The 16,832-nt window shown below is 32.1% G+C and carries 18 protein-coding genes; 5 read left to right on the top strand and 13 right to left on the bottom strand.

What is annotated here, in order from left to right; all coding sequences use genetic code 11:
• Nucleotides 1-10 precede the first annotated feature (10 nt).
• Entirely contained in the window at nt 11-970 is a 960-nt protein-coding gene (locus tag Q1B05_RS04725) for an ornithine cyclodeaminase family protein (protein ID WP_299778124.1), read from the top strand.
• An 85-nt stretch (nt 971-1,055) separates the two neighbouring features.
• Here Q1B05_RS04725 and Q1B05_RS04720 read toward each other — a convergent pair whose 3' ends face one another.
• The 4 genes from Q1B05_RS04720 to Q1B05_RS04705 form a co-directional block, all read right to left on the bottom strand.
• Nucleotides 1,056-1,634 (bottom strand): alkylphosphonate utilization protein, encoded by a 579-nt coding sequence (locus Q1B05_RS04720; protein ID WP_299778122.1) that lies wholly within the window; start codon nt 1,632-1,634, stop codon nt 1,056-1,058.
• 152 nt (nt 1,635-1,786) lie between these two features.
• Complete coding sequence (locus tag Q1B05_RS04715; protein WP_299778121.1) at nt 1,787-3,007, bottom strand: Xaa-Pro peptidase family protein; 1,221 nt, start codon at nt 3,005-3,007, stop codon at nt 1,787-1,789.
• A 4-nt stretch (nt 3,008-3,011) separates the two neighbouring features.
• The gene (locus tag Q1B05_RS04710; protein WP_299778120.1) at nt 3,012-4,307 is read right to left on the bottom strand and encodes an aminopeptidase P family protein; all 1,296 of its coding nucleotides are present in this window, start codon (nt 4,305-4,307) and stop codon (nt 3,012-3,014) included.
• A gap of 77 nt (nt 4,308-4,384) precedes the next feature.
• A complete protein-coding gene (locus Q1B05_RS04705; protein ID WP_299778118.1) occupies nt 4,385-5,965 on the bottom strand; it encodes an aldehyde dehydrogenase (NADP(+)) in 1,581 nt (526 codons plus the stop codon).
• A 394-nt stretch (nt 5,966-6,359) separates the two neighbouring features.
• On the opposite strand from Q1B05_RS04705, the gene Q1B05_RS04700 reads away from it, so the two are divergent.
• Entirely contained in the window at nt 6,360-7,202 is an 843-nt protein-coding gene (locus Q1B05_RS04700; protein WP_299778116.1) for an AraC family transcriptional regulator, read from the top strand.
• Nucleotides 7,203-7,225: 23 nt separating this feature from the next.
• Here the strand turns inward: Q1B05_RS04700 and Q1B05_RS04695 are convergent, their stop codons facing one another.
• From Q1B05_RS04695 to Q1B05_RS04675, 5 genes are read right to left on the bottom strand one after another with little or no spacing between them, the layout of a single operon-like run.
• Nucleotides 7,226-7,588, bottom strand: coding sequence for an MmcQ/YjbR family DNA-binding protein (locus tag Q1B05_RS04695; protein WP_299778729.1), 363 nt, complete (start codon nt 7,586-7,588; stop codon nt 7,226-7,228).
• Between the two features lie 28 nt (nt 7,589-7,616).
• A complete protein-coding gene (locus Q1B05_RS04690) occupies nt 7,617-8,372 on the bottom strand; it encodes a cyclase family protein (protein WP_299778114.1) in 756 nt (251 codons plus the stop codon).
• Between the two features lie 13 nt (nt 8,373-8,385).
• Nucleotides 8,386-9,552 carry a radical SAM family heme chaperone HemW gene (gene hemW / locus Q1B05_RS04685; protein ID WP_299778112.1) on the bottom strand — a complete coding sequence of 389 codons (1,167 nt, stop codon included), beginning with the start codon at nt 9,550-9,552 and terminating at the stop codon, nt 8,386-8,388.
• A complete protein-coding gene (gene ruvC, locus Q1B05_RS04680; RefSeq protein ID WP_299778110.1) occupies nt 9,549-10,166 on the bottom strand; it encodes a crossover junction endodeoxyribonuclease RuvC in 618 nt (205 codons plus the stop codon). The genes hemW and ruvC overlap by 4 nt, the downstream gene beginning before the upstream one ends.
• Entirely contained in the window at nt 10,166-10,813 is a 648-nt protein-coding gene (locus Q1B05_RS04675) for an outer membrane beta-barrel protein (protein WP_299778108.1), read from the bottom strand. The genes ruvC and Q1B05_RS04675 overlap by 1 nt, the downstream gene beginning before the upstream one ends.
• A gap of 174 nt (nt 10,814-10,987) precedes the next feature.
• Between Q1B05_RS04675 and Q1B05_RS04670 the strand changes: the two genes are divergently transcribed.
• Together Q1B05_RS04670 and Q1B05_RS04665 are read left to right on the top strand one after the other, a co-directional pair.
• The gene (locus tag Q1B05_RS04670) at nt 10,988-11,803 is read left to right on the top strand and encodes a hypothetical protein (RefSeq protein ID WP_299778106.1); all 816 of its coding nucleotides are present in this window, start codon (nt 10,988-10,990) and stop codon (nt 11,801-11,803) included.
• A gap of 3 nt (nt 11,804-11,806) precedes the next feature.
• Nucleotides 11,807-12,937, top strand: coding sequence for a glycosyltransferase (locus Q1B05_RS04665; protein ID WP_299778104.1), 1,131 nt, complete (start codon nt 11,807-11,809; stop codon nt 12,935-12,937).
• Here the strand turns inward: Q1B05_RS04665 and Q1B05_RS04660 are convergent.
• The 3 genes from Q1B05_RS04660 to Q1B05_RS04650 form a co-directional block, all read right to left on the bottom strand.
• The gene (locus tag Q1B05_RS04660) at nt 12,934-13,410 is read right to left on the bottom strand and encodes a hypothetical protein (protein WP_299778102.1); all 477 of its coding nucleotides are present in this window, start codon (nt 13,408-13,410) and stop codon (nt 12,934-12,936) included. The two genes, Q1B05_RS04665 and Q1B05_RS04660, sit on opposite strands and share 4 nt — an antisense overlap.
• A gap of 171 nt (nt 13,411-13,581) precedes the next feature.
• Nucleotides 13,582-14,946 carry a M56 family metallopeptidase gene (locus tag Q1B05_RS04655; protein WP_299778100.1) on the bottom strand — a complete coding sequence of 455 codons (1,365 nt, stop codon included), beginning with the start codon at nt 14,944-14,946 and terminating at the stop codon, nt 13,582-13,584.
• 2 nt (nt 14,947-14,948) lie between these two features.
• Nucleotides 14,949-15,308, bottom strand: a complete 360-nt coding sequence (locus tag Q1B05_RS04650) for a BlaI/MecI/CopY family transcriptional regulator (protein ID WP_299778098.1) — start codon at nt 15,306-15,308, stop codon at nt 14,949-14,951.
• Nucleotides 15,309-15,429: 121 nt separating this feature from the next.
• Between Q1B05_RS04650 and Q1B05_RS04645 the strand changes: the two genes are divergently transcribed.
• Nucleotides 15,430-15,939: a DUF456 domain-containing protein gene (locus tag Q1B05_RS04645; RefSeq protein WP_299778096.1), complete on the top strand. Its 510-nt coding sequence runs from the start codon at nt 15,430-15,432 to the stop codon at nt 15,937-15,939.
• 218 nt (nt 15,940-16,157) lie between these two features.
• Here Q1B05_RS04645 and Q1B05_RS04640 read toward each other — a convergent pair whose 3' ends face one another.
• A complete protein-coding gene (locus Q1B05_RS04640; protein ID WP_299778094.1) occupies nt 16,158-16,832 on the bottom strand; it encodes a response regulator in 675 nt (224 codons plus the stop codon).

Raw genomic sequence — 16,832 nt, 5'->3', positions numbered from 1 at the left:
ATTTTGAATTATGAAAAACACAGCTTTAATCGATTCAGATTTCATTGAAAATACTACAGATTTTAAAACCTTAGTTTCTGCTTTAAAAGAAGGATTCGCTTCCAACGATTATTTAGTACCAATGCGTCATCATCACGATTTCCCTAACCCAGAAACGAAATCTGACTCAACCTTACTTTTAATGCCTGCTTGGCAACCTGGAAAAAGTGCAGGTGTAAAAATCGCAACCGTTAGCCCAGGTAATGGAAAATATAATCTACCTGCTATACAAGGCACATATTTATATTTAGATGCCGTTAACGGACAACTAAAAGCCATTTTAGAAGCCAAAAGCTTAACAGTAAAACGAACTGCAGCCGCATCGGCATTGGCGTCTTCATTTTTATCGCGAGAAGATTCAGAATCGTTATTAATGATTGGTACTGGAGCACTTTCTACAAATCTAATTGCAGCACATGCCAGTGTTCGACCTATTAAAAAAGTATTCGTATACGGGCGTGATTTTAATAAAGCTAAAGCGATTTGTGACCAATTTATAAATGCGTCGTTTTCTATTAAAGCGATAAAAACTATTGAAGAAAAAATAAGTGAAGTCGATATTGTTTCTTCCGCAACCTTGTCTAAAACTCCTCTTGTTTTTGGAAGCTATTTAAAACCAGGACAACATATCGATTTGGTTGGTGCGTATAAAAAAGATATGCGTGAAGCCGATAACGATGCGATTTTAAAAGCATCGGTATATATAGACACATATCAAGGTGGATTAAAGGAGAGTGGAGATATACATATTCCTCTTAGCTCTGGGATTCTAAAAGAAGACGACATTCAAGCCGATTTATTTGAACTGTGTAGCAATGTAAAAACGGGACGTAAAAGTGATTCTGAAATTACTCTTTTTAAATCGGTTGGTCATGCGCTTGAAGATTTAATTGCTGCAACTTATTATTTCAATAAACACACAGAAAAATAAGATCTAGAACACCAAAACAGAAATAAAAAAACGGGTTATAACATAATATTATAGCCCGTTTTTTTATATTGTTAAAGCCGATAAATTACAGCTTCTTTACATATTTTGTAATAATCACAATTTGTTGGCTCCCAACTTTACCTTCAATATATTCAGCATTTTCATGATCTAAACGAATATTTCTAACAGCAGTTCCTTGCTTAGCAACCATGCTAGATCCTTTCACCTTTAAATCTTTAACTAATACTACAGAATCTCCTACTTCTAGAACAACACCATTTACATCGCGGTGAATAATTTTAGCACTTTCATCTTCATGTTCTCCTGTTGCACGTGCTAAAGCCATAGCGTCTTCATCTAGATACATCATATCTATTAAATCTTTTGGCCAACCTTCTGCACGTAAACGTTGCAACATTCTCCAAGACATAATTTGTACAGCAACATGTTCGTTCCACATACTATCGTTTAAACAACGCCAATGGTTAACATCCATATCTTCATTGCCTTCAATTTGTTGTAAACACGTATTACATACCAACACACTATTGTCTACACTTTCATTTAATGATGGCGGAATAGTATACTGTTTTAATTGTTCTTTTGAAGTACAAAGCTCGCAACTGTTATGACTACGATCTTCTAATGTCTGTAATACACTCATAATTTTATTTTTTAGAATTGCGAAAATACATTTTAAAACGAATTGCAACAAATGAAAATGAACAGATTAAAAAAGACACCTTATTTTGCTACAAAAAAAGCCTTAAATTTTCACATCTAACGCCTTTTAAAACTTACGGTATAAACACTTACTTATTTTGAAATTCCGAAAGGATCTTCAATGCTATGTGCAGGCTCTGTAAACCATTTAGGCCCATTTTCTGTCATATAAATATGATCTTCTAAACGAATACCGAACTTGTCTGGGACCACTAACATAGGCTCATTACTCACACAAATACCTGGTTCTAAAATAGTCTGATCTGTTTTAACTAAAAATGGCCATTCGTGAATATCTAAACCAATACCATGACCTGTTCTGTGCGGCAATCCTGGTAATTTATAATCCGGTCCTAACCCGTTTGCTTCTAACGTTTTTCTAACGGCAACATCTATCGAGCCGCAAGTTTGACCTAATTGAGCTGCTTTAAAAGCAGAAAATTGAGCTTCGCGTTCTAAATTCCAAATGCGACGTTGTTCATCTGTAATCTCTCCATAAACATACGTTCTTGTAATGTCTGAAATATAATCGTGAAGCATACAGCCTGTATCTATTAAAACCACATCATTTTCTTCTAAATCTTTTGGTGCTTTTACGCCATGCGGAAAAGATGTATCTACACCAAATAAGACAATACAAAAGTAAGAACCTTCTGGAGCACCATAGCGTTTATGAGCTTCATGAATAAAATCGACTACAGTTTGAGCCGCAATTCCAGGTTTTAAAATACGCGCTACAGCTTTATGAATTTCCATGGTAATATTCATAGCGGTTTGCATGATTGCAATTTCTTCGTCAGATTTAATCATACGGCAACCTGCTGTAATTGGTTTTGCATTGACTAGTTTATAATCTGATTGACAATTTAAAACACCGTCTATAATAAAAAACGGAGTCACTTCATCCATTGCAATATTACCTTCTGTAATGCCATTCTCTTTTAAAACAGTTACTAGCAATTCAAACGGACTTTCATGCTCTTCCCAGCCATGAATAGGACCTTCAAATTCCATAAAATCTAAAATTGTACCTTCTTCAAAATGAGGTGCGATATAGTGAATCGTTCCATCTGCTAATAATAAAGCCCCAACCATACGTTCGCTAGCATGCCATTTTGTACCTGTAAAGTAATATAAATTTGTACCTGCATGTAAATATACTGCCGACACATTTTCGGTAGCCATAATTTCTAAAGCGCGCTTTATACGCTTTGGGTAAGCATCTTTATTTATGGGCTGTACTACATGTGCTCTAGATTCTATTGCTGCTAATTCGGCTTCAATGGTAGAACCTCCTAATCCTAATGTTATCATTTAATTAGTTATTTTTCATTATTAATTCAATGTCTTCTATTTCAATTGGCATCGCTTCAGTTAAGTTACGATTACCATCTTCAGTAATTAAATAATCGTTTTCTAAACGACACCCAATACCTTCTTCTGGAATATAAATTCCTGGTTCGCAAGTAAGAACCATTCCAACCTCAAACGGACGAGAATATAAACCTACATCATGCACATCTAAACCAAGATGATGCGCAGAATTATGCATATAATACTTTTTGTATAACGGTTTTTCTGGCTCTTGTTTCGCAACGTCTTCTGCATTTAGCAATCCTATTTTTATCAGTTGTTCTTCTACCAACTTTCCCATTTGCTTTTCATAATCGGCAGAAACAGCACCTGGTTTTAGTAATTTAGCGCCTTCCTTTAAACAATGTAAAACGGCAGAATACACTTCTTTCTGACGTTTTGTAAACTTACCATTTACAGGAAAACATCTTGTAGTATCACTATTGTAATTAGCATAACACACCCCAAAATCCATAAGAACTAAATCTCCATCTTTGCACACATCGTCATTCGTATTATAATGCAAAGCACAGGCATTTTTCCCTGAAGCAATAATGGGTTTAAACGCATGACGTAACCCACCAGATTTTGTTAATTGATAAATATGTTCGGCCTCTATTTCATATTCCATCACCCCTGGCTTTGTTGCTCTTAATGCTCGTTCAAAACTCTTGACACTAATATCTGCCGCCTGTTGCATTAAGTCTATTTCTACATCAGATTTTATTGGTCTAAGTTCTCGTGTTAGTTTTGCAACACGGTGCAAATCGTGTAAAGGATATTTCTCTTTTACCCATAAAATCATACGATCCTGTTGTGTTTGCTGATTAAGCGTTATACGTTTAACATGTTCGTTATGTCCCAGATAAAATCCATCGGCTTCAAAAGCCATAAGCTGAAGTAATTTTTCAAAATCGTGAACCCACTCTACGCGTTTAATTCCTGAAATTTGAGATGCTTGGTCTTTCGTTAATTTATCACCATCCCAAATTTTAATTTGCTCTGAAGTTTCTGTAACAAAAAGAATAGCTCTGTTTTCGAGCTTAATAGCATCTGGAAACAAGACTAAAATAGTCTCTGCCTGATCGATTCCTGAAAGATAAAACAGATCATTATTTTGGGTAAACCCCATCATATCGTCTGCATTGTTATGCTTCACATCGTTAGACGTTAAAATCGCAATGGTATTTTGCTTCATTTTAGCCGTAAAGCGTGTTCTATTATTTATAAAAAGTGAATTGGAAATTTGTTTATATCTCATATTTAAAATATTCTGTCTAGATGAAAAGCATCCAAATTTAATGTTATTATACAAAAGAAGGTTTTTCTAGCCATACATTAAATAGCATCTGCAGTCTGTTTGTTATTTACTAATCTTAAAATCCCTAAAGGATTTGCATTTTGCAACTCGATAGGCAACAAATAATTTGGCCAATCTTGAAAACTAAATGGTCTAACCCAACGTTTTATAGATTGAGTTCCTACGGCTGTAAAACGACTATCTGTTGATGATGGGTATGGACCTCCATGAACCATAGACGGACAAACCTCTACTCCTGTTGGCACACCATTAAAAATAATACGTCCAACACGGTTTTGCAATGCACTTACTATTCCTGAATATGCGTTAGCCTCTCCTTCTGCGGCTATTAATGTTCCTGTTAACTGACCTTCTAATTTATATAAAATGGTTTCTAATTCTTCTTCACTTTCACACTGTACTACTAATGAAAATGGACCAAATACTTCTTGATGTAAGGTTGTATTTTCTAAAAATGTTTTACCATTTACAGTTAAAACAGTTTGTTGTGCATAATTAGGTTTTACATCTGTTTTATATTCTGCAGAAATAGTAATTCCCTCTTGATCTAATGCTCGTAATTTATTCTTAGAATAGGCACTTTTTATATTAGGATGCAACATACAAGACGGCTCTATTTTTACAATTTCATGAGACAGAACATCAATAAATACATCTAAATCTTTTCCTTTTATACCTAATAATAATCCTGGATTTGTACAAAACTGTCCTGTACCGAGCATGATTGAACTGGCATACGTTTTCGCCCAATCTTGCCCTTGTTCTGACAACGCTTTTGGAAGAATCACAACTGGATTTATACTTCCCATTTCTGCAAAAACAGGAATTGGTTCTTCTCGTTCTGCTGCCAAATTATATAAAGCACGACCACCACGAATGCTTCCTGTAAACCCGACAGCTTTAATTCCAGGATGCTTCACTAATTGCTGACCAACATCAATACCACTACTATTTATATTTGAAAACACACCATCTGGCATATTGGTTTTCTGAGCAGCTTTAATTACAGCTGTTGCAACAAGCTCACCTGTACCGGCATGCATAGGATGCGATTTCACAATCACAGGACATCCTGCTGCAAAAGCTGCAGCTGTGTCTCCGCCAGCAGTAGAATATGCTAAAGGAAAGTTACTTGCACCAAACACCACAACAGGACCTAAACCAATATACATTTTACGCAAATCTGGTTTTGGCATTGGTGACCGTTCTGGCTGTGCAGTATCAATAGTAGCATCTACCCAAGATCCATCTTCTACTAATTTAGCAAAAGCTCTAAGTTGTCCAACAGTTCGTCCGCGTTCTCCCATAGCACGACCTTCAGGCAATCCTGATTCTTTACAATAGGTTTCTATTAAAGTATCTAATGCTAAAATTTCATCGGCAATTGTATTTAAAAACTCGGCTTTTTCTTTTCCTGATATTTTGGAAAAACGTTTAAAAGCTTCGGTCGCTAATGCAACAGCTTGATCTATTTCTACCGAAGTTGCTACAGTAAAGATGTCTTCGTTTTCTGTATTAGTTTGCGGATTAAAGGTTTTGTATGTTTTTGTTCCGTTTGCAGATGGTGTAAAACCAATATAATTTTTTCCAGTAATCATTTTTATTCTCTTTTTTTAATCTCTTTTGAACTAGAATTTTAAAATACATTCTATATTTTTAAACATAGACAGACTTGTAAACGCCTTGTTTTATATTAGATAGAACTCTAACATTTTTACATTTTGTTCTATTTTTATTTTAGCAAACGCATGTATTCTATACAAGGTCTCACAGCTAATTCCGATTCTGCTATGTATAGACTAATTTAAGGCTAATTCTCCTCCTATTTTATGCTCTTAACACTATTTTTTTGTAAAACAAAGCTACTTAGTAAATTGGATTTTATATTGATTGTAATTATCCACAATTAATATAAAACTATCCATTTATTTATTTTTTAAATTATTTTAGAATATTATTTGCGTAATTTTAAAACCAAAAAGATATTTAAACATGAAAGTTTTACCATTTAAAATCCCTAAACCACAACAAGATGCACTTGTTTTTCAGGATGATTTAGATTTGGTTTTTTACGACAAATTACATCAACATGAAGAAATTCAGTTAAGTTTAATTGTTTCAGGCGATGGATCTTTAATTGTTGGAGATACAATAAACCATTACGAAACTGGAGATATTTTAATTATTGGCAGCAATTTACCCCATGTTTTTATAAGTGACGAAAATGCAAATATACCATCGCATATGTTAACTTTATTTTTTACAAAAGATGCTTTTGGACCTCATTTTTTTGATTTATCAGAACTTGAAGCCTTAGAACCTTTTTTTAAAAGAGCAGAACAAGGCTTTAAAATTACATCTAAAAAAAAGCACCTTACGTCTTTATTTTACAACCTTAAACAGAGCTCAAAACTAGAGTCTTTTATTATTCTAATACGAATGCTCCAAATTACTTCTATAGCATCTTACGAAAGTTTATCGTCTTTTATTTACGACAAAAGATATACCGATAATGAAGGAAAGCGTATGCGTAATGTTTTTGAATACACCATGACACATTTTAGCCAAGATATTTCTTTAGACACAATTTCGGGAGTTGCGGTTATGACCAAAAATGCATTTTGTAAATATTTTAAAAAACGAACCAATAAAACATATTTTCAATTTTTAAATGAATTACGTATTGAGCACGCTTGTAAACTCATTATTAAAAATAACGACTTATCTATTTCTGAAATTGCTTATCGTTCTGGATTTAAAAATATTTCGAATTTTAATAGACAGTTTAAGAGTGTAAAAGGCAGTATTCCTTCTGCTTACAAACAACGGGCTTAATTAGTATTTAAAATTAAGGAACTCTATCCTAAAGTATCTCTTAGTTTTTTAGGCACACCTTTTACTACCAAATCGTATGAATGGTCTATAAGCTGTAAAACCAAAGCATTCTCTAAATCTCCCTGATTAAGTTTTAAAGTATTCCAATGTTTCTTACTCATGTGGTAACCCGGAATTATATTGTCGTAATTCGCTCTTAAGTTCTCTGCTTCTGTAGGATCACATTTTAAATTTATTGCTGGTTTGCCTTCTTCCCAACCTTTTAAAGAGGTTAGTAAAAACATTTTTCCTAACACTTTTAGTACTAAAGTATTGTTATCAAAGGGAAACGTTTCGGTTACACCTTTCTTTTTTAAACAATAATCATATAACTGTTCTATATTAATCATACCAATAAAAGTTTACCTAAAATATTTACGATGTAATTACCTCATACAAAATAGGTTTACTTGGTGTTGCATCGTTATGAAAAGGTGCTATTTGCAGGTTTAAAAAGTATGTCCCGTCCTGAATAAAATTCTGAACATAAATTAATTCTGTAATGGTAGCATGTTTTCTAACCTTTCCTTTTGTATTCCAAAACGCATGATGCGCCAATAACTCGCCCTCGTCTTTTTCTTTATCCAGACTCGGTAAATCTACCAACAAATGCTCAACACCTTTTTCTCGCAAATATACAGCGGCATCCTCGAGTAAGTACGGCGGATTGGTATGTGAATATTGTTTATTTAATTTTTCTATAGTATTTGGAATTGTTCTTATAATAACGGCTTTACGTTTCTTGTTTCCCAACGCAAACTGTATTTGTTTTTTAGAAATCACTAAATCGTCTCCTAATTTTTCAACCGCTACTGTTATTACTTCTGCTAAAAAGAAAAACTGTTTTAAACTCTCATTTACAGAATTAAAATCGTGAGTTACATATCCTACACATTCAGTATGTGTACCATGTGCATGCGGATTAAATGAAATATTATTAAAATTAAATGCTGCACCTTCAGATACTCGAGCAGAAAAACCTTCACTATCCTTAACCGGCTCCATTTTAGGAGGCTCTACATACCAAGCAGTAACATTGGTGTGCGATGCACGTAACGGAATAGAAATATCTATAGGTTTGGTGAGGTTTATTTTATATTTTTTTGAATTGGTTTGAATACTTGCAATCATATTAAATACTATTTTAAATCTTAAACAGATGAGACGCAATGCCATCACTTAAGAATTTACCTTCATAACTTACTTTAAGATTATCTCCTTCAAGATACAATAATTCTTCTTTTAAATATTTACCTGATTGTTCTAAAAGATAAGATTTAAAATCGATTCCGAATTGAGTTTCTATAGTCTGTAAAGATACACCCCAAATGGTACGTAGCCCAGTCATTACATACTCGTTATACTTATCATTAACAGATAAGTATTCTATTTCACTTGGCAATGTTTTAGATTGAATTGCCTTTATATATTTTGAATTATTAGCAACATTCCAACTGCGAGATTCTCCTGTAAAGGAATGAGCTGAAGGTCCGATGCCAATATATTTTTTACCTTGCCAATAGGCCGAATTATTTATACTAAAATATCCAGGTTTTCCAAAATTAGACAATTCGTAATGCTGAAACCCGTTAGCTGTTAATTGATCTATTAACATATGAAACTGTACTTCGGCATGCGCTTCATTCACATCTTCAATTTTTCCTTTTTTAATTAAGGTCTCTAATGCTGTTTTGGGCTCTACGGTTAACGCATAACTAGAAATATGAGGAACATTAAAATCTAAAAGCGTTTGAATATTTTCTTGCCATTGCTTGTGAGATGCTCCAGGAATTCCATAAATTAAATCGACAGAAATATTATCGAAATACTGTGTTGCCCATGTCAAGCACTTTTTCGCTTCAATTGCATTGTGGGCACGATTCATAAGTTTTAAATCGGCTTCAAAAAAGGATTGCACACCAATGCTTAGACGATTAATTTTGCTTTTAGAAAGCTCTATAATTTTAGATTCAGATAAATCATCTGGATTGGCTTCTAGGGTAATTTCAGGATCTTCAATCACTTTGTAATTCAAAAACACGGCATTTAAAATCTTATTAATTTCTTCTAAAGACAATAAACTTGGTGTACCGCCACCAAAATAAACGGTTGCGACGGTATCGTTTTCAAACTCAGATTTTCGTAATTCTAATTCTTCAATTAAAGCCAAAATTAATTCATCCTTCTTTTTTAAAGAGGTTGAAAAATGAAAATCACAATAAAAACATGCTTGTTTGCAAAACGGAATGTGAATATAAATGCCTACACCTTCAACATATTCTATAGAATTAATCTGTGGATTCAATCTCATTTTTTAATCTTTTTTACGCCTAGTTTATTGATTGTTTTACTAGTTGTTTTAACCGTTTTTTGAACTTTAACCCGCGATTCATTTTGCTTTACAAAAGCATCCCAACCGGTATAACTTTTACCAACCTCGACACGATTATCATTATAAAAATGACAAACTGCTGCGGCAAGACCGTCTGTAGAATCTAAATTTTTAGGAAGCGTTTTCAACCCTAATAAACTTTGAAGCATTTTAGCAACTTGTTCCTTTGTCGCGTTACCGTTTCCGGTAATAGCCATTTTTATTTTTTTAGGAGAATACTCGGTAATAGGAACTTCACGAGACAAACCTGCGGCCATGGCCACACCTTGGGCTCGACCAAGCTTTAACATACTTTGCACATTTTTCCCAAAGAAAGGAGCTTCGATAGCAATTTCGTCTGGATGGTGGGTTTCGATTAGTTCGATTGTACGTTCAAAAATGAGCTTTAATTTTAGATAATGATCGTCGTATTTTTTTAAATCTAATTCATTCAATTGTAAAAAAGACATGGTCCTACCCACAACTTTTATTAGTCCAAACCCCATAATTGTGGTTCCGGGATCTATCCCTAAAATAATACGTTCTTTACTCATTAATTACAATAATAACATCCGCTCAAAGATAAGGAAACGCCAACTGTAAAGGTAAGTATACTGCCATTAAAAGCACCTTGACCAGATGTAATTGGAGAATAACTATCTGGTTTTGTAAAACCATGAATATAAGACACATCAAAAAACACAGACGAATTTCTATTAAGTGCATATAAGATTTCTGTTCCTACCATAGCATTAAAATAGTTCTGATTGTTATTATATGCAATACTCAAAGGCCTAACAAATGTAAATCCAGGTCCAGCATGAACTTGAAATTTTAATTTATCTATATCTGAACCAAAAATATTAGTATAGTCGTAAACCCCTTGTAAATTTAGTCGTGTATAATTTATTTTAAAGGATTCTGAACTCCCTTCACTTTTAATACGATTAAAACCCAAATCGAATTTAGCACCAAGAGTTTCGGTAAACATATATTGAGCTCCTACATTTATAGTAGGCAAATTTATTTCATCTCCAGAAAACGATTCTGCAAATCCGCTTTCCGAAACTTGATTAGCCCCAAAACTCAATTCGAACTTTAAGACATCCTCTTCTTCTTGAGCAAATCCGTGTATAGAAATTAGACATATAAAAATAACCAAGCTGGTTATGTATTTTTGTTGTTTTAATATAGAAGACATCTTATAATAAATGGTTTAATTTGCAGCATGTACGTCAAAGCACTTACTTTTAAATCTTATCAAATCTTAATTTATTCGGTTAAGATAAGCATTATTGCTTTTAGTTTTTATTTTATATACTATAAACTATTCAACAACAATGATTTATCAATATCTGAATTAAAAACGAATATATTGTCTAATAATATATTATCGTTTAATTATTTTTTGATTCTTACATTATTAACCTCTTTTAATTGGTTTTTTGAGATTTTAAAATGGCAAAACTTAGCAAATTCTATTAAAACAACATCTATAAAAGCAGCTACAGAACAAACTTTAGGAGCACATACTGCCTCGCTTTTCACACCAAATCGAATTGGAGATTATGGTGCTAAAGCATTATATTTTCCTTCTAGACTAAGAACTAAAGTTGTAGGATTAAACGGTATTGGTAATTTAGCACAAATGCTAATAACCACATTTTTTGGAAGTATAGGCTTACTATTTTTTACTGCCAAATTCCCTTTACATTTTGATTTTAAATCCTTGAATTGGACTCAATATTTACTATTTGGAGTAACTTTTACAGTAATAATTTTAGTCCTTACTAAGCTTGTAAAAGCTAAAATTTGGATTGTTAAAATAAAACGTTTTCTGCATTCTATTTCTGCATCTTTATTTTTAAAAACATTATTATTTTCAGGACTAAGATATTTTATATTTTCGTTTCAGTTTTATGCATTCCTTCAATTATTTCATGCAGACATAAATTACTTTAATGCAATGGTGGTTATTTCTAGTATGTATCTTTTAGCATCAATTTTACCTAGTGTATTTATTTTTGATGTGGTTTTAAAAGGTAGTATTGCCGTATATTTATTTTCATTTTTCAATATTAATGAAACAATTGTGTTAAGTTGCATTACGCTTATGTGGCTATTTAACATGGTTTTACCTAGTGGTATTGGAAGTTTTTATATCATGAATTTTAAACTCCAAAAAAATTAATTCATGATTATTTTCAGTGTTGTTATTCTCATTTTATATACAGGATTAATCGGAAGTTTATATTGGGGCTTTTCAAAGATTAAATCATTTAAAGTTGAAACCCTTTCTAATTTTACGAGCTTTACTGTTATTATTCCGTTTAGAAATGAAGCTAAACATTTACCAGAGTTACTGCAATCTATTTCTGAATTACACTATGCTGAACACCAATTTGAAATACTGTTAATAAATGATGGCTCTGAAGATATTTCTGAAGCTATTGTAACTGATTTTATTAAAACGCAACCTCAACTTCAAATTACTTTACTTCAAAATAAACGTGTATCTCATTCGCCAAAAAAAGATGCAATTACTCTAGCCATCTCTAAATCTAAATTTGATTGGATTATAACCACTGATGCAGATTGTTTACTTCCTAAAACGTGGCTAGACACCTTTAATAATTTTATTCAGCAGTATAAAACGTGTCAGTTTCTTGTCGCTCCAATCACTTATGTTACCACTACTAAATTTTTAAATATTTTCCAGTGGTTTGATGTAATGAGTTTGCAAGGTGCAACTTTAGGTGGTTTTGGCATTAACACCCCGTTTTTATGTAATGGTGCTAATTTAGCCTACACAAAAGATGCTTTTTATAATGTAAATGGATTTGCCGAAAATGATACCATTGCTAGTGGTGACGACATTTTTTTACTTGAAAAAATAAATGAGAAATTCCCAGAAAGTGTTAAGTATTTAAAAGCTCCTGAAGCTGTTATTTACACCCATGCACAACCAACATTATCAGATTTAATTAGTCAGCGTAAACGTTGGGCTTCTAAAACCAAAGCGTATAAAAACACTTTTAGTAAAATTACAGGACTTTTAGTTCTAAGTATGAATGCGTTACTAATTTGCTTATTTATTTTGATGTGTTTTGGAGATTTTTATCCCATTTATTTTACAATTATATGTGTAGTTAAGTTCTGGATAGACTTTATGCTTATTTACAAAAGTGCAGTGTTTTTTAATCAGAAAAAAGCATTAAAATGGTATTTAATTATCGCTATATTATATCCTATATTTTGCACATACGTTGCTGTATCTTCACTTTTTACATCTTACACATGGAAAGATCGCGTGTTTAAAAGCTAATTCGCTTTTATAATAATAGGAAGTGTAAATTCAGAACTTACTTTCTGTCCGCGTTTTATTGCAGGTTCTATGGTAGGCAGACTGTCTAAACTAGATGTAATTAGAAATTTAATATTTGGAATTTCTGCCTGTGTAAATGAATCTACTTCAAAATGTAACAGACTTAAATCTCCTGTTTCCGAAATTTTAAACTGAATAATTATAGTATCTAAAACATCGTTATTTACAATAATGCGTTCGGCTTCTAAACGTTTTAAAATAACAGCAGACAGTGTCTGTTCGAAACATAATTTTCTTCCCAGCTGGGTGCCAGATGTTTCGCAAGACAAAAAAGTAGGATATTCATCGACTTCATTCCATTTAAACGATTTTAATTCTTCATTTAAAATGGCTTCAGTAGACGTTTTTTTCACCTTTAAATCATCGCAAGCGCAAAGTAATAGTAATGCAAGAATAAATACGAAATGCTTCATAGTACAAGATGAAAATCGAAAATACAATATTTTTAGTATTTAAAACTTTTTCAAGTGTAATTCTTAACCGAAAATGATTAATAATGAAACCTTTCTGTAAACTTATCCGTTTTATAAAACAAAAAAACCGAAGGGATTAGCTTCGGTTTTTCTAGTAAAATCTCACTTTTTTTATTCATGCACTTGAAATACTATAGGCAAAGAATATGGCACAGTAACTTCTTTTCCTTTTTGTTTACCTGGTTGCATTTTTGGTAATAAATTTAATACTCGAATAGCTTCTTCTTGGAATATTTCATGATCTGCTCTTGCTTTCACGTCCAACACATTACCATTTTTATCTATTTTAAAAATAGTATTTATACGCTGCATCCCTTTAATATCTTGCTCTTTCCCTAAATCGGTATTAAAATGTTTTCCTACAAATTGAGAAACTTTATTAGAAAAGCACTTTTTCTGTTCTTCTGCAGGGAGATCTTCACATCCAGGAAATATAGGAACTTGCTCTACAACGCTATAAGGCACTTCTATATCCTCATCTATTAGAGAATCCTCTTCTATTATTTTAATTTTTACATTCGGATTCTCCTCCATAATCTTATCTATTTTTTCCTGAATCTTATCTTTACTTGTTTGAATTTCGGTAGATTCAGAATTGTCCGCCTCTTTATCACAAGAGGTATACAACAGCATTGCAAAAATCATGGGTACAAGCAAAGCATACTTTACTAAATGGATTTGTTTTGATTTCGATTTTGTTAACATAATGATTCGTTTTTTGATTAATGATTGTTTAAAAAATGGATTGATGAATGAAATATGATTGACATCGAAAACTTGACTGAGCAAGTTTTGATAGTAGGTCACTTTATCTTGTTGCTTTACCACTAAAGCATCGGCAATATATTCATGAAGTGTAACCATTCTGTTTTGGAACATATACACGAGCGGATTAAACCAAAACACAATACGAAGCAGTTCGAAAAACAATAAATCGGCACTGTGTTTCTGACTTTTATGAACACATTCGTGAGCCAAAATGGTTTGATAATTTTCAGGATTTATGGCATCGCCTAAAAACACATAATTAAAAAAGGAAAAGGCTGCAGAACTGTTTTTTAACGTAATAATAGTAAGCCCATTAACCGTATTCTTTTCACTTATATTGATTGTTCTAAAGAGCTTAAACATTTTGACAAGAAAAATAAAAATGGACACACTAATACCGACATATAATATGAATTCCCACGACCAAAACGAACTGCTATTTTTAAGGTAAACCGTTGGTAATAATTGTGTCTGTACAGTTAATGCGTCTGGATTTAAGATTACAGCTGGCAATTGTACAATATAGTTTTGAGGCAAAACATTTCTAAAAGCTTCAATTTTAATTAAAGGCAGTACAAATGAAGCAATTGGTGTAAATAATAAGTAAAACCGGTTCCAATTAAAGAAGGTTTCACGTTTTAAAAATAAATCGTACACCATTAAAAAAAACAATTGAAACGCTATGGTCTGTAGAATGTAGTGTAACATAATTATTTATTTTTTTCGATTTCCTTCATCATGGCTTCTAAATCATTTAAACTCACATCATTCTTCTTCACGAAAAATGAGACTAAACTTTTAAACGACCCTTGAAAATAATTATCTACCAATGTGTTTAACGATTGGTTACTATAGTCTTGTTTAGAGACTAACGGAAAATAAATGTGGCCTTTCCCCTGCTTTTCATAATCTACAAAGCCTTTACTTTCTAAAATACGTACAATAGTAGATACTGTATTATAGGCTGGTTTGGGTTCGGGTAATTTATCTATAATGGCTTTTACATTGGCATTTGTTAATTGCCAAAGTACTTGCATAATTTCTTCTTCTGCTTTTGTTAACGCTTTCATTCAACTAAGTTTTTAGTTTAACACTGAAACAAATATAACTAAATATTTAGTTCAAACTAATTTATTAGTTAAAAAACAATAAATAAAATATGTAACTTCGCTTAACGCAAATTTATTGAATATGGATATTCTTTTAATTATTCTCGGTTTAATATGCATGATTATAGGCATTTTAGGTAGTTTTTTACCTGTATTACCAGGACCTCCTATAAGTTGGTTAGGTCTTTTATTACTGTATTTAACCAAAGTTATTCCTAATAATTGGAGTTTTCTTGGAGTAACTTTAGTTATTGCGATTGCTGTAGTAATTATAGATTACGCTATTCCTGCTATTGGCACTAAAAAATTTGGAGGTAGTAAATTTGGAGTTATTGGGACAACTGTGGGGTTAGTTGTTTCTATTATTTTTCCTGTTTTGGGATTCTTCGGAATTATAATTTGGCCATTTATTGGTGCATTTATTGGAGAGATGATATATAAAGCCAATCATAAAACAGCTGTAAAAGCAGCTTTTGGATCCTTTTTAGGATTTCTTACAGGTACACTTTTAAAATTTATAATCTCTATAGTCTATTTCGGATTATTTATACGTTTGTTTTGGCAATATAAAGCAAGCTTCAGTTTATTCTAAAAAAAAAACCTAATAACGAGAGTTAAAAGGTTTTTTTGTGATTTGCTATAATCAACAATTAATTACTTGAGGGATTAATTAATCATATATCTGGTTGATACATTATCAAAGATAGGAAGTCTAATTGAATAATCGTTACGGTAAAACCGTACTTTTTTATTTTTTTTGTATCATTTTGCGTTTTTAATGCTTTTTTCAGGCGAATTTATGTCTGTAATTTAGATAAAACCCAACTTTCTTGCTTCTTTTACTAAAGTTTCATCTTGACCATCTTCAATATTAAATAATATTTTTAGATGTTTTTTTCGTTTTTCAACACCACTTAAAGACAAAGTAATATGTTCTGCTAAATTTTTAGTCTTAACCCCTTGAGAGAGTAAATATAAAATACGACGGTTTTTATCATCTAAATAAATATCACTAGTAATTGTTTGTTTTAGATATCTATTAACGGTACCACTATAAAATGGTGGATGATTTAAAATAGCTTGAAAAGCACTTGCTAATTCACTGGATGTTAAATCGCTTTTAATTAAAAATCCTTCAGGTTTTATCTCTTCAACAATATTATGAATACGATACGTTTCGTTAAACATGGTAAGAATTACAATTTTAGCATCTGGTAAAATCTTTCGGGCATGTCTAGCTAAATCTTCTCCACTTGTAAATTTACCGTCTAGAGAAGGTGGCATTTTTATATCAATAAATAACACATCGTATTGCTCTTTTAACCTAATGCTACGCTCCATAGCTTCTATGGATTCATCGCAATTATTAGCCGTATCTATATGCAATTCCTGTTCAGGCTTCTTAGTAGATAACAATGTATTTTGATAACCTTCTATGATCATGGGATGATCGTCTGTCATTAAAATTCTAATAGGTTGGTTCAT

It is taken from the genome of uncultured Formosa sp. (assembly GCF_947500765.1).
Classification (GTDB): domain Bacteria; phylum Bacteroidota; class Bacteroidia; order Flavobacteriales; family Flavobacteriaceae; genus Formosa.
This window is presented reverse-complemented; position numbering and strand designations above follow the sequence as displayed.